This is a genomic window from Limnobacter sp. UBA3528, assembly GCF_002377005.1.
In the GTDB taxonomy this organism is placed as follows: Bacteria; Pseudomonadota; Gammaproteobacteria; order Burkholderiales; family Burkholderiaceae_B; genus Limnobacter.
Window position 1 is genome coordinate 97,616 of sequence record NZ_DFOZ01000031.1, and the last position, 18,515, is coordinate 116,130.

An 18,515-nucleotide genomic window follows, 5' to 3' on the forward strand; every position below is an offset into this window, starting at 1 on the left:
AAATGGAATATACCGGCGCGGAAATCGTTGTCAAATGTCTGGAAGAAGAAGGCGTCAAGCACGTTTTCGGTTACCCAGGCGGAGCAGTTCTTTACATCTACGATGCCATCTTCAAGCAAGACGGTTTCGAACATATTCTGGTACGTCACGAACAAGCTGCAGTGCATGCGGCCGATGCCTACTCGCGTTCAAGCGACAAGGTGGGTGTCTGTCTCGTTACTTCAGGCCCAGGTTTGACCAATGCCGTTACCGGCATTGCAACTGCCTACATGGATTCAATTCCCATGGTGATTTTGTCTGGTCAGGTGCCCACGCACGCGATCGGTCAGGATGCATTCCAGGAATGCGACACCGTGGGTATTACACGCCCTTGCGTCAAGCACAACTTCCTCGTGAAAGATGTGAAAGACCTTGCGCGTGTCATGAAAGAAGCGTTTTACATCGCCCGCACAGGTCGTCCAGGCCCGGTGTTGGTCGATATCCCCAAAGACATCACCATTCACAAAACCACGTTTGATTACTCCGAGCCCGTGAAAATGCGCTCATACAATCCCGTGGTCAAAGGCCATCAGGGTCAAATCAAGAAAGCCGTGCAAATGATTCTGGAAGCCGAGCGCCCCATGATCTATTCCGGCGGTGGCGTGATCCTGGGCGATGCATCGGCTGAGTTGACCCGCTTGGTCGAATGGGTTGGTGCGCCTTGTACCAATACCCTGATGGGTTTGGGTGCATTCAAAGCCAGCGACAAGAAGTTCATGGGCATGCCTGGCATGCACGGCACTTACGAAGCCAACCTGGCGATGCAAAACTGCGACGTGCTGATTGCAGTGGGTGCCCGTTTCGACGACCGAGTGATCGGAAACCCGAAAGATTTCGCGTCCATTCCACGCAAAATCATTCACATTGATATCGATCCATCCTCTATTTCTAAGCGCGTGAAAGTGGATGTGCCCATTGTTGGCAACATCAAAGACGTGCTGGTTGATTTGATCCAGCTACTGGAAGAAAGCGGCAAGCGCGTTGATCAGGGCAAGCTGCAAGGCTGGTGGGAACAGGTTGAGAAATGGCGTGGCCGCAAGTGCCTCGATTACGCCAAGTCCGATGAATTGATCAAGCCCCAGTTTGTGGTTGAAAAGTTGTGGGAAGTCACCAACGGTGATGCATTCATTACCTCCGATGTTGGTCAGCACCAAATGTGGGCTGCCCAGTACTATCGGTTTGACAAACCACGCCGCTGGATCAACTCCGGTGGTTTGGGCACCATGGGCGTGGGCTTGCCTTATGCCATGGGTGTTCAAATGGCCAACCCTGACGCCCAAGTCGCCTGTATCACCGGTGAAGCATCCATCCAGATGAACATCCAGGAATTGTCGACCTGCTTCCAGTATCATTTCACGCCGAAAATCGTGAACTTGAACAATCGCTACCTCGGCATGGTTCGCCAGTGGCAACAGCTGGATTACGGCTCACGTTATTCCGAAAGTTACATGGATGCGCTGCCTGATTTCGTGAAGCTGGTGGAAGCCTACGGCCACATTGGCATGCAAATCACCAAGCCATCGGATGTAGAACCCGCATTGCGCGAAGCCTTCGGCAAGTACAAAGACCGCTTGGTGTTCATGGACTTCATCACTGATCGCACAGAAAACGTGTGGCCCATGGTGAAAGCTGGCAAGGGATTGTCTGAAATGCTGCTGGGTTCGGAAGAACTGTAAAGGAGATGGCAAATATGAGACACATTATTTCCGTTCTCCTTGAGAACGAACCGGGTGCCTTGTCCCGCGTGGTAGGCCTTTTTTCTGCCCGTGGTTACAACATCGAAACGCTGACAGTGGCCCCCACTGAAGATGAAACCATGTCCCGCATGACCATCGTCACTGTGGGTTCAGACGACATCATCGAGCAAATCACGAAACACCTCAATCGCTTGATTGAGGTGGTAAAAGTGGTTGATCTAAGTGATGGTGCGCATATTGAACGCGAACTGATGCTGGTAAAATTGCGCGCAGTGGGCAAAGAGCGTGAAGAGCTGAAGCGTACTGCGGACATTTTCCGTGGCCGCATCATTGATGTCACCGAGAAAAGCTACACCATTGAATTGACTGGCAACAAATCCAAGCTGGATGCATTTCTGGAGTCGATTGATCGCACAGCCATTCTGGAAACAGTCCGTACGGGCAGCTCTGGCATTGGTCGCGGCGAGCGTATTCTGCGCGTCTAAAAGGTGGGCCCGGTTTTGCAACCGGATTCCCGAAAATGAATTAAATACCTGAATCAAAAGGAAAATGACATGAAAGTTTATTACGACAAAGACGCGGATCTGTCCCTGATCCAGAAAAAGAAAGTATCCATTATCGGTTACGGTTCACAAGGCCATGCTCACGCGCAAAACCTGCGCGATTCTGGCGTTGAAGTCGTTGTTGGCTTGCGCAAGGGTGGTGCATCCTGGTCCAAAGCTGAAGGCGCTGGCCTGAAAGTAAAAGAAGTGGCGGACGCTGTAAAAGAAGCCGACGTGGTCATGATTTTGTTGCCCGACGAAAACATTCCCGACGTTTACAACAAAGAAGTAGCCCCCAATATCAAGGCTGGCGCTGCTTTGGCATTTGCCCATGGCTTTAACGTGCATTACAACCAGGTTGTTCCCCGCGCCGACATCGACGTCATCATGATCGCCCCCAAGGGTCCTGGCCACACAGTTCGTTCTGAATACCTGAAAGGTGGTGGTGTACCCTCACTGATCGCGATTTACCAAGATACAACTGGCAACGCCCACGACATCGCTTTGGCCTATGCTGCTGCAAACGGCGGTACAAAAGGTGGCGTGATCGAAACCAACTTCCGCGAAGAAACAGAAACAGACTTGTTCGGTGAGCAGGCTGTATTGTGCGGTGGTGCAGTTGAGCTGGTAAAAGCCGGTTTCGAGACATTGGTAGAAGCTGGCTACGCGCCAGAGATGGCTTACTTCGAATGCCTGCACGAGCTGAAGTTGATTGTTGACCTGATGTATGAAGGCGGCATTGCCAACATGAACTATTCCATTTCCAACAACGCGGAATATGGTGAGTACGTAACCGGCCAGCGTGTAATCGCCGACCAGGCTCGTGCTGCCATGAAAGAATGCCTGACCAACATCCAGAACGGTGAGTACGCCAAACGTTTCATCTTGGAAGGCAAAACCAACTATCCAGAAATGACAGCACGTCGCCGTTTGAACGCACAGCATCCCATCGAAATCGTGGGCGCCCAGCTGCGCGGCATGATGCCCTGGATCAGCAAAAACAAGCTGGTTGATCAGTCCAAGAATTAATCGACTGCTTTACCGCTTTATCAGAAACCCACAGTGCGAAAGTGCTGTGGGTTTTTGCTTTCTGCTCAATTGGGGGTACTCTTCGGATTCTTATTGAGCAATTCGCACGAAAGTTACCGCGCTTGACCTTTTTGGCTTATAAAATCGGTCTCATAATCATTCACAACACTGAACTATGAACTATCCACATCCCATCATTGCCCGCGAGGGTTGGCCTTTTCTTGCAATCGTCGCGATTCTTGCGCTTGCACTTCAGTCGTTTGGTCTCACATTCTTGTCGGTCCTGGCCTGGATTCTGTTCATTTTTGTATTGCAGTTTTTCCGTGATCCTCCCCGTTACATTCCCGCCCAGAAGAATGCGGTCGTGTCACCTGCCGACGGACGTATCGTGGCAGTAGAGCGCGTGGAAGATCCCTATGCCCAGCGTGAAGCGCTGAAAATTTCCGTGTTCATGAATGTATTCAATGTGCATTCCAATCGCATTCCAATCGGTGGCGAAATCAAGTCGGTGGATTATTTCCCCGGATTGTTTGTAAACGCCGATCTTGACAAAGCCAGCACCCAAAACGAGCGCAATGCGATTGTTATTCACACCGAAAGCGGCGCAACAGTAACTGCTGTGCAAGTGGCTGGTTTGATCGCACGCCGAATTCTCTGCTATGTGAAACCGAGCGAGATCGTTGAAAAGGGTCAACGCTATGGTTTCATTCGTTTTGGCTCACGTGTCGATGTGTATTTGCCAACTGACTCGGTTCCCAAAGTTGCAATCGGAGACAAAGTGTCTGCGTCCTCGACAGTATTGGCTGAGCTGGTGTCCTGATCATGCGATTCAAGCGGAACAAAAACCGTTTTGGCGCGCCCCGCTCATTTTCGGGTGGTGCAGCCCGTCCGGCGGGTAAGCCTCACAAGGGCGTTTATTTGTTGCCCAACCTGTTTACCACCGCGGCCTTGTTTTGCGGTTTTTACGGCATTGTGATGGCGATGGGGCAGCAGTTCACCACTGCGGCCGTGGCCATTTTCGCGGCCCTGGTGCTTGATAGCCTGGATGGCCGTGTTGCCCGAATGACCAACACTCAAAGTGCCTTTGGTGCTGAGTATGACAGTTTGGCCGATATGGTGTCCTTCGGTGCGGCACCGGCTCTTATCATTTACGAATGGTCGCTAAGTGGTATGGGCAAGCTGGGCTGGGTTGCCGCTTTCGTATACCTGGCAGGCGCAGCCCTGCGCCTGGCACGATTCAACACCAATGCAGCCGTGGTTGATAAAGCCTGGTTTCAGGGCTTGCCCAGCCCTGCAGCAGCGGCCTTGGTGACCGGGTTTGTGTGGGTAATGGACGATGCCAAAATGGCCGGAGCCGAACTGGACTGGCTGGCATGGGGCATTACCTTCTACGCCGGCATCACCATGGTGTCCAACGTTCCTTTTTTCAGCGGCAAAGATTTCCATTTTCGCCGAAGCGTCCCGTTTCTGGTGCTTGCCTTGATTCCTCTGGTATTCGCACTGGTCTCTCAAGATCCACCCAAAGTTCTTTTTGGGGTTTTTGTGTTGTATGGTCTGTCGGGATACGTGGTCTATGTTGTTCGCAAAGTACGCGGGCAGGGGTTGAAGGGGCTCGACATCGAAAGGGATGAACATTTCTAAGTCGGGTTCCCCGCAATACCGCTGCCAGCCTGCATTGCTGTATCCTTAGCGCATAATCAGGAGAACAGCATGTCAGACCGCCTCATCATATTCGACACCACCTTGCGCGACGGCGAGCAAAGCCCTGGCGCATCCATGACCCGCGAAGAGAAAATCCGCATCGCCAAGCAGCTGGAAAAGCTGAAGGTCGATGTGATCGAAGCTGGTTTCGCCGCTTCGAGCAATGGCGATTTCGAGGCCATCAAATCCATTGCGTCGGTCATCAAAGATTCCACGGTGTGCTCACTGGCCCGTGCCAACGACAAAGACATCACGCGAGCAGGTGATGCGCTCGCACCAGCCGAACGTCGCCGCATTCACACCTTTATTGCCACTTCGCCTCTTCACATGGAAGTCAAGCTTCGAATGACGCCCGATCAGGTTCTGGAGCAGGCGGTGAAAGCCGTGAAGCTGGCTTTGCAGTACACCGATGACGTGGAGTTCTCCGCTGAAGACGGTTATCGTTCTGAGTTGCCTTTCCTAGCCAAAGTCTGCGAGGCGGTCATCAAGGCGGGCGCCAAAACAATCAATATTCCCGACACGGTGGGGTACGCCGTGCCCTCGTTGTATGGCGAGTTCATGCGCGACTTGCGCACCCTGACGCCCAACAGTGACAAAGCCGTTTGGTCGGTACACTGCCACAACGATTTGGGTATGGCTGTGGCCAATTCCCTGGCTGGTGTGGCCATTGGTGGTGCGCGCCAGGTGGAATGCACAATCAACGGACTGGGTGAACGCGCAGGCAACTGTTCGCTCGAAGAGATTGTGATGGCGGTCAAGACCCGTCGGGATTTCTTCGACCTGGATGTCGGCATTGACACCACTCAAATCGTGTCTGCCAGCCGCCTGGTCAGCAACATTACCGGTTTTGTGGTTCAACCCAACAAGGCCATTGTCGGGGCCAATGCTTTTGCTCATGCCTCCGGTATTCACCAGGATGGTGTGCTGAAGGCGCGCCAAACCTATGAAATCATGACTGCTGAGGATGTAGGTTGGTCCGCCAATAAGATTGTTCTGGGCAAGTTGTCCGGTCGCAACGCTTTCAAGCAGCGTCTTGAGGCCCTGGGCATCGAGATGGAAAGCGAACAGGCCTTAAACGACACGTTTCAGCGATTCAAGGATTTGGCGGATCGAAAAGCCGAAATTTTTGATGAAGACATTCATGCCTTGGTCTCTGGTGATGGTTCGGGTGGCGAGTCCGAGCATTATCGTTATGTGTCTTTGGTTCAGCATTCGGAGACAGGCGAGCGTCCCAAGGCGCGCGTGGTGTTCTCGATCGATGGCCGCGAGGTGGTCTCTGAAAGTCAGGGCAACGGGCCTGTGGATGCAACCGTCAAGGCCATTGAAGCCGAAGTGCAAAGCGGCGCTGAATTGTTGCTGTTCTCGGTCAACGGCATTACGTCGGGCACTACTGAATCGCAAGGAGAGGTGACCATGCGCTTGCAAAAGGGTGGTCGAATCGTTAACGGTGTGGGTGCAGATCCAGATATTGTGGTCGCATCGGCCAAGGCCTACCTGTCTGCGTTGAACAAATTGCAGTCAAAACATGAAAAGTTGAATCCGCAGGTTTGATTTATTTTCAATTTCCCCTACAATAGCGGGTTCAGGTGATCGCCTTTTGAATCGAGGCGATCTTTTTACACGGAACTGCGGTCACCATTTGTTCAAAAATCGGGCTGCAAGTTCACGCAAGTGGAGTAATAAAGATGTCAGAAATCAATAAAGCGGCAATTCTTGCCGAATATCAACGCGCCAAGGGCGACACAGGTTCTCCCGAGGTTCAAGTGGCATTGTTGACAGCCCGAATCAACTCGTTGACCGATCACTTCAAGGCCAACGCCAAAGACCATCACTCACGCCGCGGTTTGCTGCGCATGGTGTCTCGTCGTCGTAAGCTGCTTGATTACCTCAAGCGCAAAAACGCAGATGCTTACCGCAACCTGATCAGCAGCTTGGGTCTACGCAAGTAATTGGTCGCTGCTACAAGCCGTTGATTTGACTCAAATGCCTGCAACCCCGGTTGTGGGCATTTGTGTTTTAAAACTGACGGGCTCTCGCATCCGGGTATTGGCCCGGCGAGATTACTAAAAGGAAAAGACAAAGTGTTTGAAATTCATAAAGAAACGTTCCAGTACGGTCAACACACAGTGACCCTGGAAACCGGTGAAATTGCCCGTCAAGCGGGTGGCTCTGTAATCGTTACTGTAGACGACACCGTTGTATTGGCCACTGTAGTGGCCGCCAAGTCGGCGAAGCCTGGGCAAGATTTTTTCCCGTTGACAGTTGATTACGTTGAAAAATTCTATGCTGCCGGCCGTATCCCCGGCGGCTTCTTCAAGCGCGAAGGCAAGGGCACTGAGCAAGAAACCCTGAATGCACGTTTGATTGACCGCCCACTGCGGCCCCTGTTTCCTGAAGGCTTCTTCAATGAAGTGCAGGTGACATTGACCGTCATGTCGATCAACCCAGAAGTCAATCCAGACATTCCAGCCATGCTGGGTGCATCTGCTGCGCTGTCAATCGCCGGCATTCCATTCAACGGCCCCGTGGGCGGTGCACGCGTGGGTTACATCAATGACCAGTACGTGTTGAACCCCACAGCCACGCAGCTCAAAGACAGCAAAATGGACCTGATTGTTGCAGGAACCGAAGCCGCTGTGCTGATGGTTGAATCCGAAGCCCATGAGCTGTCTGAAGAAATCATGTTGGGCGGCATCATGTTCGGTCACGAACAAATGCAAGCGGCAATCAATGCGATCCACGCGCTGACAGCCAAAGCTGGCAAGCCAGAATGGGACTGGAAGCCAGCCCCGGTGAACGAGCCCCTGTTGGCTGCAGTGACTGAATTGGCCGGTGAAAAGCTTGCCGCAGCTTACAAAATGACTGAAAAGCAGGCACGTAGCCAGCGTTTGAAGGAAATTTCAGCTGAAGTCGCAGCAGAACTGCCAGCCAAGTTGACTGAAGAGCAGCGTGCGGGCATTACCAATGCCGACGTTGGCGACATCATGTTTGGTCTGGAAGCGAAGATTGTTCGTGGCCAGATCCTGAATGGCGAACCTCGTATTGATGGTCGCGACACACGCACCGTTCGTCCAATTACCGTTCGCACTGGTGTTTTGCCACGCGCACACGGTTCAGCCCTTTTCACCCGCGGTGAAACACAGGCTTTGGTAGTTACCACCCTGGGTACCGGCCGTGACGAGCAAATGATTGATGCAGTCGCTGGTGAATACCGCGACCGTTTCATGTTCCACTACAACATGCCCCCGTACGCCACCGGCGAATGTGGCCGCATGGGAGCACCAAAGCGTCGCGAAATCGGCCATGGCCGCTTGGCACGCCGCGCAGTGGAAATGATGTTGCCCGCGCCTGAAGACTTCCAGTACACCATGCGCGTGGTGTCTGAAATTACCGAATCCAATGGTTCAAGCTCCATGGCCTCCGTGTGCGGTGGCGCATTGTCACTGATGGATGCCGGTGTTCCTCTGAAACAGCTGGTGGCCGGTATTGCCATGGGTCTGATCAAGGAAGAGAACAAGTTTGCGGTGCTGACCGATATTCTGGGTGACGAAGACCACCTGGGTGACATGGACTTCAAGGTCGCAGGTACTGAAAATGGTGTGACTGCGCTGCAGATGGACATCAAGATTCAGGGCATCACCAAAGAAATCATGCAGGTTGCACTGGCACAGGCCCGTGAAGGCCGCATGCACATTCTGGGTATCATGAAAGAAGCCACAGGCGGTAATGTGGGCGAATTGTCAGCCTACGCGCCACGCATGATCACCATGAAAATCAACCCGGAAAAAATCCGCGATGTAATTGGCAAGGGTGGTGCAACCATTCGCGGCATTACCGAGCAAACCGGTGCAAGCATCGACATCAAGGAAGATGGCTCCATTACCATCGCCTCTGTTGACGGTGATGCAGGCGAGCGAGCCAAGAAGCTGATCGAAGACATCACCGCTGAAGTTGAAGTGGGTGCGGTTTATGAAGGCACCGTGCTGAAGTTGCTTGATTTCGGCGCAATCGTTAGCGTATTGCCTGGTAAAGATGGTCTGTTGCACATCTCCCAAATTGCCAACGAACGCGTGAACACCGTGGGCGATTTCCTGAAAGAAGGCCAGGTTGTGAAAGTGAAAGTGTTGGAGGCCGATGAAAAAGGTCGTCTGCGCTTGTCCATGAAGGCCTTGTTGGCCCCCGAAGCGCCTGCCGAGCAGGCGTCTGAAGGTTCCAGCGAAGGCTGATGAGTACAGTGCTTGCACAACAGCTGCCTGTCACGATGAAGGCAGTGGGTGTGAAGGCTCCCGGTGGTGCAGATCAGCTTGAACTGATTGAGCTGCCGGTTCCCTTACCCAAGCCCGGTGAGGTACTTGTTCAGGTGAGGGCAGCAGGGGTTAATCGCCCCGATGTTCTTCAGCGCCTGGGTTTGTACCCGCCCCCTCCTGATGCCAATCCCAATCTTGGGTTGGAAGTGTCAGGAGTGGTCGTGGCCGTGGGGCAGGGTGTCTCTGAAAGCATGTTGGGTACTCCTGTCATGGCTTTGTGCAATGGTGGCGGGTACGCGGAATATGCGTGCGCGCCAGCAGGGCAATGCATGCAAATACCAGAAGGTTTGAGTTTCACCGAGGCGGCCAGTCTTCCTGAGGTGTACATGACCGTTTGGCAAAACCTGTTCATGAAGGGTGGCGCCAAATCGGGTCAAACAGTATTGATTCACGGTGGAAGCAGCGGCATTGGCACCGCTGCGATCCAGTTGTGCACAAAACACGGATTGCGCACTTTTGTCACCGTGGGCAATCAGGAAAAAGCTGACTTTTGTCTGGGTTTGGGTGCTGAAAAAGCCTACCTGTACAAAACCCAGGACTGGGAGCAGCTGGTATTGCAGGATACGCAGCAGCAGGGTGTCGATTTGATTCTCGACATGGTGGCAGGCGAATACCTGAACAAGGATTTAAGTTGTGTGAGACCGCAAGGCATGGTGATCGTAATCGCCTTGCTGGGTGGGCGCTTTGCAAATATTGATGCTGCAAAACTAATGACCAAGCAGGTAGTGCTCACTGGCACCACACTGCGCCCGCGCTCTGCTGAATTCAAGGCAGAATTGGCGCGGCAGGTTGGGCATGAATTAAAAGAGGGTTTTTCTTCTGGGGTGCTGAAATCGCTGGTTCAGGCCACTTTCGCACTTGATGATGTTGCCAAGGCGCACCTTTTGATGGAGTCGGGCAACTCATTGGGAAAAATTGTGCTCTGTATTGAGAATTAAGGAAGGGAATCAGGACAAACATGAGCGAGACAAACAAACAAAATCCAAGAAAAAAGTTGGTAGCAGGCAACTGGAAAATGAACGGTAACTTCGATTCGAATGAGGCCCTTATTCTGGGTTTTCTGACCGAAGTTGATGATCAGGTTGATGTGTCCGTATTTTGTCCTTTTCCCTACCTGTCTCAGGTTGGCAAACTATTGGAAGATCAAAGCGTTGTTTTCGGTGCGCAAGACGTATCGGCAAAAGCCAGTGGCGCCTACACCGGTGAAGTTTCGGTAGATATGTTGAAAGAGTTTGGTGTGAAGCAGGTGCTGGTGGGGCATTCCGAGCGTCGTCAGTACCATGCGGAAAGCAGTGTTACAGTGGCTGAAAAGGCTGTAGCAGCCATTCAGGGCGGTATTACCCCAATCGTTTGTGTGGGTGAAACGCTTGCAGAACGAGAGGCGGGGAAGGTTGAGGCGGTGATTGCCTCTCAGCTCGATCCGGTTATTGAGCGTTGTTCAAAGTTTGTCGAAAACGGCATCTGGAACCTCGTGATTGCCTACGAACCTGTCTGGGCGATCGGCACTGGCGTCACGGCCAGTCCGGAGCAGGCCCAAGAAGTGCACGCCATGATACGTGCCCGATTGAATGCCATGTTGGGGCCGGAAGTGGCTCAGAACACACGAATTTTGTACGGTGGAAGTGTAAAACCGGGCAATGCAAGCGAGATTTTTGCAAAAGTTGATATTGATGGTGGCCTAATTGGCGGTGCCGCTTTGTCTTCTGATGATTTCTCTGGAATAATACGCGCCGCGAGAGGTTAAATAAATTTATGAGCATTTTCAATACATTCTTAGTCGTGATGCAGATCATCTCTGCAATCGCTGTAATCGTTCTTGTTTTGCTGCAGCACGGCAAAGGCGCAGACATGGGCGCAGCCTTCGGTAGCGGCTCATCCGGTAGCCTGTTTGGTGCAACCGGATCGGCGAATTTCTTGAGCCGGGCCACTGGCTTTTGTGCTACAATCTTTCTGCTTTGCACACTGGGTTTGGCCTTTTATTCAAGGGCTGGCGTTGAAGCAGAATCTGGCGGTGTGATGGAGTCTATTCAGGCTAATCCTGCAGAGGGAACGGCAACCCCTGTTGAGACCAAGCCAGCCGAGCCAAAAACGCCGGTGCAAGACATTCCAAAATAATTTGTTGCCCGGCTTGATTGCCGGGTAGCAACACGCCGACGTGGTGGAATTGGTAGACACGCTATCTTGAGGGGGTAGTGGCCACAGGCTGTACGAGTTCGAGTCTCGTCGTCGGCACCAAGATATAAATTAAAGCCGGTCATATGCAAAACGACCGGCTTTTTTTCGGACTAATCGAAGGCTATTAGGGTTTACACGGGAGTCACAGTGAATTTAGAGTCTTACTTTCCAGTGTTGATGTTCATCCTTGTGGGGATCGGTGTAGGCGGTGGCGCCATGCTGGTCGGACGTGTGTTAGCCCCCCACCGCCCCGACGGGCAAAAACTTTCTCCATACGAGTGTGGTTTCGAGGCGTTCGAAGACGCCCGCATGCAATTTGACGTGCGCTACTACCTCGTTGCAATCCTCTTTATTTTGTTTGACCTGGAAATCGCCTTTCTTTTCCCATGGGCTGTGGCCTATCGTGAAATTGGTCCGGTGGGTTTCTGGGCCATGATGATTTTCCTGGGTGTGTTGGTTGTTGGTTTCATTTACGAATGGACCCGTGGTGCACTGGACTGGGAATAAATTGGCTGACAAGCGGGCTATTTATGGGCAATCGACCTGAAATGGTTTGCCCCACTTTCGTGAAGGTAGTAAGCAATGGGTATTGACGGCGTTTTAAACGAAGGCTTTATCACCACCACGGCTGATAAATTGATCAATTGGGGCCGCACCGGTTCGTTGTGGCCAATGACATTCGGCCTGGCGTGTTGCGCGGTTGAAATGATGCACGCAGGTGCCAGTCGTTATGATCTGGACCGTTTCGGTATTATTTTCCGACCAAGCCCGCGTCAATCCGACCTCATGATTGTGGCAGGTACGCTGTGCAACAAAATGGCTCCGGCATTGCGCAAGGTCTACGACCAAATGGCCGAGCCACGCTGGGTTTTGTCCATGGGTTCCTGCGCCAACGGCGGCGGCTACTATCACTATTCTTATTCGGTGGTTCGTGGTTGTGATCGCATCGTGCCGGTTGATGTGTACGTGCCCGGTTGCCCACCTACCGCAGAAGCGCTGATGTACGGTCTGCTCCAATTGCAGAACAAGATCAAAACCACTTCTACCATCGCTCGATAAGGGGTTCTATTCATGACGCAGAACCAATCATTGAGCTTGGAAAAGTTAAGCGCCGATCTGGTCGCAGCGCTTGGCGATCGCATTGTCGAATGCAAACTGGCCTTCGGTGAAGTCAATCTGACCGTGAAAGCTGATTCCTACATGGAATCCTGTCTGATTCTTCGTGATCATGAAGATCTGCAATTTGAGCAGTTGATCGACCTGTGTGGCCTTGACCGCAGCGAGTACGGCAATGAATTGAACGAATCCCAACGTTTCTGGGTGGTATGCCAATTGTTGTCGGTGTCCAAAAACATGCGCGTGCGCCTGAAGGTCTGTTGTCCCGATGACGATTTGCCCACAGTGGCTTCAGTCATCGACGTTTGGTCTTCAGCCAACTGGTACGAGCGTGAAGCGTTCGATCTGTACGGCATCGTGTTTGAAGGGCACCCTGATTTGCGTCGTATTTTGACCGACTACGGTTTTGTGGGTCATCCGTTCCGCAAAGACTTCCCCTTGTCGGGTCACGTTGAAATGCGTTACGACCCTGAATTGGGTCGTGTGGTGTACCAGCCGGTCACCATCGAGCCGCGTGAAATTACACCTCGCATCATTCGCGAACCTCAATACGGTGGAGCGAAATAATCATGGCTGAAATTAAAAATTACACCCTGAACTTTGGTCCCCAGCACCCCGCGGCACACGGCGTATTGCGCCTGGTGCTTGAACTGGATGGTGAGGTAGTACAACGGGCCGATCCGCACATTGGTTTGCTGCACCGTGGTACTGAAAAGCTGGCAGAGCACAAAACCTTTATTCAATCGCTGCCTTACATGGATCGTCTCGATTACGTGTCCATGATGTGCAACGAGCATGCCTACTGCATGGCCATCGAAAAGCTGTTGAACATCGAAGTGCCGGTTCGTGCTCAATACATTCGCGTGATGTTTGATGAAATCACCCGAATTCTGAACCACCTGCTGTGGCTCGGTGCGCACGGCCTTGATGTGGGTGCGATGGCGGTATTTCTGTACGCCTTCCGTGAACGTGAAGACCTGATGGACTGCTATGAGGCGGTTTCAGGTGCCCGTCTGCACGCTGCGTATTTCCGCCCTGGTGGTGTGTACCGTGACCTGCCAGACCGCATGCCCCAGTACAAGCCTTCCAAGGTTCGTTCTGCCAAAAAGGTAGACGCGTTGAACAAGAACCGGCAAGGTTCCCTGCTTGATTTTCTGGATGACTTCACACAGCGCTTCCCCAAGTACGTGGATGAATACGAAACGCTGCTGACTGACAACCGCATCTGGAAACAGCGCTTGGTGGGTGTTGGTGTGGTTACACCGGAGCGCGCCTTGTCCATGGGTTTCACTGGCCCAATGTTGCGTGGCTCTGGCATTGCCTGGGATTTGCGCAAGAAGCAGCCTTATGAAGTGTACGACCGTCTGGATTTCGACATTCCGGTGGGTAAGAACGGTGACTGCTACGACCGCTATTTGGTGCGCGTGGAAGAAATGCGCCAGTCGAACAAAATCATCAAGCAGTGTATTGACTGGTTGCGTGTCAACCCGGGTCCGGTGATGAGTGACAACCACAAGGTAACGCCACCGAAGCGCGTGGACATGAAAACCAATATGGAAGAACTGATCCACCACTTCAAATTGTTCACGGAAGGCATGCATGTGCCCGAAGGTGAATCGTATGCGGCGGTAGAGCACCCCAAGGGTGAATTCGGCATTTACCTGGTTGCAGACGGTGCAAACAAACCCTATCGCCTGAAGATTCGTGCGCCTGGTTTCGCGCACCTGCAAGGTTTGGACGAGATGTCCCGTGGCCACATGCTGGCCGACGTAGTGACCATTATTGGTACCCAAGACATTGTGTTCGGTGAAATTGATCGCTAAGGATTGAATTGAATCATGAAGTTGAGCGAAAACGCCTATCGTTTGATAGACAAAGAATTAACGAAGTACCCCGCCGACCAGAAAATCTCTGCCGTGATGGCGGCTCTTCGTATTGCGCAAGTTGAATTGGGTTGGCTTCCCAGTGAAGCCATCGAAGCTGTGGCCGAATATCTGGAAATCCAACCGATCGCAGCCTATGAAGTGGCCACGTTTTACAACATGTACGACACCAAGAAAGTGGGCAAGTCGAAAATTGTTGTTTGCACAAACCTGCCTTGCGCCTTGTCCGGTGGTACAGATGCCGCTGAATATTTGAAGAAAAAACTGGGTATCGATTACAACGAAACCACCAAGGACGGCCTGTTCACTCTGAAAGAAGGTGAGTGTATGGGCGCCTGTGGTGATTCCCCAGTCATGTTGGTGAACAATCACCGCATGTGCAGTTTCATGAGCAACGAGAAAATCGATGCGCTGGTAGAGGAGTTGAAGTCATGACTTGTTTGCACGGACGACATATTAACCCGGTGATTCTGGCTGGTCTCGATGGCAGCAACTGGGACCTGAAAGGTTACGAAGCACGTGGTGGTTACAAAGCCCTGCGCAAAATCCTGACTGAGGGTATTTCTCAAGAAGATGTGATTGCGGAAGTGAAGAAATCGGCGCTGCGCGGTCGCGGTGGTGCAGGTTTTCCAACTGGCTTGAAGTGGAGCTTCATGCCTCGCCAGTTTCCGGGTCAAAAGTATTTGGCCTGTAATTCCGATGAAGGTGAACCCGGTACATTCAAAGACCGTGACATTCTGCGTTACAACCCGCATTCCGTGATTGAAGGCATGGCGATTGCTGCCTACGCCATGGGCATTTCTGTGGGTTACAACTACATTCACGGCGAGATCTGGGAAACCTATGAACGCTTTGAAGAAGCATTGGAACAGGCTCGCGCTGCAGGTTACCTGGGCGATAACATCATGGGTTCGAAGTTCAGCTTCCAACTGCATGCGCACCAAGGTTATGGCGCTTACATTTGCGGTGAAGAAACCGCGCTGATTGAGTCGATCGAAGGCAAGAAGGGCCAGCCTCGTTTCAAGCCACCGTTTCCGGCTTCCTACGGCATTTACGGCAAGCCCACCACAATCAACAACACTGAAACATTTGCAGCGGTGCCGTTCATCATTCAAAACGGTGGCGACTGGTTCCTGGAATTGGGCAAGCCCAACAACGGCGGCACGAAGATTTTCTCGATTTCCGGCGATGTTGAGAAACCAGGGAACTACGAAATTCCATTGGGAACACCCTTCGCAACCTTGCTTGAAATGGCGGGTGGTATGAAGGGTGGCCGCAAGATCAAGGCTGTGATCCCTGGTGGTTCATCCATGCCTGTTTTGCCTGGCGATGTGATGATGGCCACTGACATGGACTACGACTCGATTGCGAAAGCAGGTTCCATGCTGGGCTCGGGCGCGGTGATTGTAATGGATGAAACCCGCTGCATGGTAAAAAGCCTGTTGCGCCTGTCTTACTTCTATTACGAGGAAAGCTGTGGTCAATGTACACCGTGCCGTGAAGGCACCGGCTGGTTGTATCGAATCATCAATCGCATTGAACACGGGGAAGGGCGTCCTGAAGATCTGGACATGTTGAACTCGATTGCAGACAACATTCAGGGTCGCACCATCTGCGCGCTGGGTGATGCTGCGGCCATGCCGGTTCGCGCTTTCCTGAAACATTTCCATGAAGAATTTGAGCATCACATCACACACAAGTCGTGCATCGTGCCGGCTTACGTTTGATTCCCTGCGGGTAGATACAAATGGTTGAACTAGAGATTGATGGCGTAAAAGTTGAAGTGGCCGAAGGCAGTATGCTGATGGATGCCGCTGAAAAAGCTGGCAGCTATGTGCCTCACTTTTGCTATCACAAAAAATTGTCGATTGCGGCCAATTGCCGCATGTGTCTGGTCGATGTGGAAAAGGCTCCCAAGCCTTTGCCTGCGTGTGCCACGCCTGTGTCGCCCGGCATGATTGTTCGCACAAAAAGCGAAAAAGCGGTGAACGCCCAAAAAAGCGTGATGGAGTTTTTGCTGATCAACCACCCATTGGATTGCCCGATTTGCGACCAAGGTGGCGAATGCCAGTTGCAAGACATTGCCGTGGGTTATGGCGGTGTGTCATCCCGCTACCAGGAAGAAAAGCGCGTGGTGTTCTTCAAGGACATCGGCCCGCTGGTTTCCGCTCAAGAGATGAGCCGTTGCATTCACTGCACACGTTGCGTGCGTTTTGGTCAGGAAGTGGCCGGCGTGATGGAACTGGGCATGGCTAATCGCGGTGAGCATTCGGAAATTCTGAGTTTTGTGGGCAATTCCGTTGATTCCGAACTGTCGGGCAACATGATCGATCTGTGCCCAGTGGGTGCACTAACATCCAAGCCTTTCCGTTACAACGCCCGAACTTGGGAAATGGCGCGGCGCAAGTCAGTTGCTGCACACGACAGCCTGGGTTCGAATGTGGTTGTGCAAGTGAAAGCCGACAAGGTGATGCGCATCGTTCCGCAAGAAAACGACAGCGTCAACGAGTGCTGGATTTCTGATCGCGACCGTTTCAGCTATGAAGGTTTGCAGGCTGCTGATCGTTTGACTGAACCAATGATCAAAAAGAATGGTCAGTGGGTCACAACGGATTGGCAAACCGCACTGAACGCGGCCTTTGAAGGATTGAAAAAGGCCCGCCGTGAATCGACGGACCTGAACAGTATTGCAATGCTGGTTTCACCGAACAGCACCTTCGAGGAAATGGCGCTGGCCAAAGCCTTGATGACAGGCATTGGTTCAACAAGTATTGATGCAGGTTTGCGCCACAGCGCAAACTTGAACCTGAGTGGTGCAACGCCTTGGTTGGGTGCTTCCGTTCAGGAATTGGCTGACGCTGAGTCCATCGTTGTTGTGGGCGCAGACCCCCGCAACGATCAGCCTTTGCTGACCCAGCGTATTCGCCAGGCCGCAAAGCAGGGTGCCCGCGTGGTGCTTGTGAATGCGGGTGGATTGGATCCCTTGATGCCCAAAGCCGTGTGGCTGAAGGTTGCACCATCGAAATGGGCTGACACTTTGGGCCATGATGCTGTAGCCAATGCGTTGAGTGCTCCAGAGGGCGGCAAATTCGTATTAATCGGCCAGCAGGTTTTGATGAGCCCGTTTGCAGGCCAGGTGTTGGCCAAGGCCGTCGAGTTGGCCAAGTCCACAGGCGCCACCCTGGGCTTCCTGGGTGATGGTGCCAACTGGCTGGGATCTTTCGTGGCCGGTATTCAAGCCGGTGCCCACGGTGGCAAGAACGCCCATGCCATGTTGGAAGGCAAGGCCAAAGCAGCCATTGTTTTCGGCGCTGAACCAGATCTGGACAGTGTACAAGGGCAAAAAATCGTTCGCGGTTTGATCGATGCCGAGTTTGTGGTGCAAGCCAGTGCTTTTGTTGGCAACGCCAAGCAGTATGCGGATGTATTGTTGCCCATCGCGCCAAGCACTGAAACATCAGGCACTTTCATCAACATTGCGGGTATGGCACAAACCTTCAAAGCGGCAGTTCGTCCTTTGGGTGAAACCCGTCCGGGCTGGAAGGTGTTGCGTGTATTGGGCAACCTGTTGGGCCTGGATGGTTTTGAGTTCAATAGTTCCGAAGAAGTGCTGAAGACATTCATGCCAGCCAATCTGGCTGCTTTGTTGAGCAACACCATTCCTGAACAAACGGTTGCTGGTGTGGCCTTGAGTGGTCAACTTGAACTGGCTGCCTTTGCGCCTATTTATGACACCGATGCATTGGTTCGCCGTGCAGATTCATTGCGCAAAACCAAGGCTGCTAAACCGGCACTGGTACAAATCAGTGTGCAAACAGCTGAGTCGTTGGGTGTGAAGTCCGGTGACAAAGTTCAATTGACAGACTCTGAGGGCGGCACGTTGCGGGCTGCAGTTCTAGTGAATAAAACAATTGCTGAAAATACCGTGTTGGTACCGATGGGTCGTGCTGATTCGCAGAGCCTGCGTGCTGTCTTCGGTGGTGTAACGGTTGAGGCGGTGGTGGCCAGCGAGGTGCAGGCATGAGT

The 18,515-nt window shown here is 52.5% G+C and carries 18 protein-coding genes and 1 tRNA gene; all 19 read left to right on the forward strand.

The genetic code is table 11. The annotated features are described in order from the left end of the window. Window positions 1-2 precede the first annotated feature (2 nt). The 19 genes from B4N58_RS09065 to nuoG all read left to right on the forward strand — a co-directional run bounded on the left by B4N58_RS09065 (window position 3) and on the right by nuoG (window position 18,513). Window positions 3-1,715 (forward strand): acetolactate synthase 3 catalytic subunit, encoded by a 1,713-nt coding sequence (locus B4N58_RS09065; protein ID WP_008251158.1) that lies wholly within the window; start codon window positions 3-5, stop codon window positions 1,713-1,715. A 14-nt stretch (window positions 1,716-1,729) separates the two neighbouring features. Continuing rightward, window positions 1,730-2,221, forward strand: coding sequence for an acetolactate synthase small subunit (ilvN, locus tag B4N58_RS09070; protein WP_008251159.1), 492 nt, complete (start codon window positions 1,730-1,732; stop codon window positions 2,219-2,221). A 69-nt stretch (window positions 2,222-2,290) separates the two neighbouring features. Continuing rightward, window positions 2,291-3,307: a ketol-acid reductoisomerase gene (gene ilvC, locus B4N58_RS09075; RefSeq protein WP_008251161.1), complete on the forward strand. Its 1,017-nt coding sequence runs from the start codon at window positions 2,291-2,293 to the stop codon at window positions 3,305-3,307. Between the two features lie 175 nt (window positions 3,308-3,482). After that, window positions 3,483-4,127 (forward strand): phosphatidylserine decarboxylase, encoded by a 645-nt coding sequence (locus B4N58_RS09080; protein ID WP_291748415.1) that lies wholly within the window; start codon window positions 3,483-3,485, stop codon window positions 4,125-4,127. Window positions 4,128-4,129: 2 nt separating this feature from the next. Next, entirely contained in the window at window positions 4,130-4,948 is an 819-nt protein-coding gene (gene pssA, locus B4N58_RS09085; protein ID WP_291748418.1) for a CDP-diacylglycerol--serine O-phosphatidyltransferase, read from the forward strand. 69 nt (window positions 4,949-5,017) lie between these two features. Continuing rightward, the gene (locus tag B4N58_RS09090) at window positions 5,018-6,559 is read left to right on the forward strand and encodes a 2-isopropylmalate synthase (RefSeq protein ID WP_008251165.1); all 1,542 of its coding nucleotides are present in this window, start codon (window positions 5,018-5,020) and stop codon (window positions 6,557-6,559) included. Between the two features lie 134 nt (window positions 6,560-6,693). Continuing rightward, complete coding sequence (rpsO, locus tag B4N58_RS09095; protein WP_008251166.1) at window positions 6,694-6,957, forward strand: 30S ribosomal protein S15; 264 nt, start codon at window positions 6,694-6,696, stop codon at window positions 6,955-6,957. Between the two features lie 132 nt (window positions 6,958-7,089). Further along, entirely contained in the window at window positions 7,090-9,234 is a 2,145-nt protein-coding gene (pnp, locus tag B4N58_RS09100) for a polyribonucleotide nucleotidyltransferase (RefSeq protein ID WP_008251168.1), read from the forward strand. Continuing rightward, entirely contained in the window at window positions 9,234-10,253 is a 1,020-nt protein-coding gene (locus B4N58_RS09105; protein ID WP_291748424.1) for an NAD(P)H-quinone oxidoreductase, read from the forward strand. Before pnp ends, B4N58_RS09105 begins: the two co-directional genes overlap by 1 nt. 20 nt (window positions 10,254-10,273) lie before the next feature. Beyond that, the gene (gene tpiA / locus B4N58_RS09110) at window positions 10,274-11,059 is read left to right on the forward strand and encodes a triose-phosphate isomerase (protein WP_008251177.1); all 786 of its coding nucleotides are present in this window, start codon (window positions 10,274-10,276) and stop codon (window positions 11,057-11,059) included. Window positions 11,060-11,067: 8 nt separating this feature from the next. Next, entirely contained in the window at window positions 11,068-11,430 is a 363-nt protein-coding gene (gene secG, locus B4N58_RS09115) for a preprotein translocase subunit SecG (RefSeq protein WP_040513251.1), read from the forward strand. A 34-nt stretch (window positions 11,431-11,464) separates the two neighbouring features. After that, window positions 11,465-11,550: transfer RNA gene (locus B4N58_RS09120), tRNA-Leu, on the forward strand. A gap of 87 nt (window positions 11,551-11,637) precedes the next feature. Continuing rightward, on the forward strand, window positions 11,638-11,997 hold the full coding sequence (locus B4N58_RS09125) for an NADH-quinone oxidoreductase subunit A (protein WP_008251186.1): 360 nt from the start codon (window positions 11,638-11,640) through the stop codon (window positions 11,995-11,997). 75 nt (window positions 11,998-12,072) lie between these two features. Next, entirely contained in the window at window positions 12,073-12,549 is a 477-nt protein-coding gene (locus B4N58_RS09130) for a NuoB/complex I 20 kDa subunit family protein (RefSeq protein ID WP_008251188.1), read from the forward strand. Between the two features lie 12 nt (window positions 12,550-12,561). Further along, window positions 12,562-13,173, forward strand: coding sequence for an NADH-quinone oxidoreductase subunit C (locus tag B4N58_RS09135; protein WP_008251190.1), 612 nt, complete (start codon window positions 12,562-12,564; stop codon window positions 13,171-13,173). Window positions 13,174-13,175: 2 nt separating this feature from the next. Continuing rightward, window positions 13,176-14,429, forward strand: coding sequence for an NADH-quinone oxidoreductase subunit D (locus B4N58_RS09140; protein WP_008251193.1), 1,254 nt, complete (start codon window positions 13,176-13,178; stop codon window positions 14,427-14,429). A 15-nt stretch (window positions 14,430-14,444) separates the two neighbouring features. After that, a complete protein-coding gene (gene nuoE, locus B4N58_RS09145; RefSeq protein WP_008251195.1) occupies window positions 14,445-14,924 on the forward strand; it encodes an NADH-quinone oxidoreductase subunit NuoE in 480 nt (159 codons plus the stop codon). Then, the gene (nuoF, locus tag B4N58_RS09150) at window positions 14,921-16,216 is read left to right on the forward strand and encodes an NADH-quinone oxidoreductase subunit NuoF (RefSeq protein WP_040513254.1); all 1,296 of its coding nucleotides are present in this window, start codon (window positions 14,921-14,923) and stop codon (window positions 16,214-16,216) included. Before nuoE ends, nuoF begins: the two co-directional genes overlap by 4 nt. Window positions 16,217-16,236: 20 nt before the next feature. After that, the gene (gene nuoG / locus B4N58_RS09155; RefSeq protein WP_291748435.1) at window positions 16,237-18,513 is read left to right on the forward strand and encodes an NADH-quinone oxidoreductase subunit NuoG; all 2,277 of its coding nucleotides are present in this window, start codon (window positions 16,237-16,239) and stop codon (window positions 18,511-18,513) included. Window positions 18,514-18,515 lie beyond the last annotated feature (2 nt).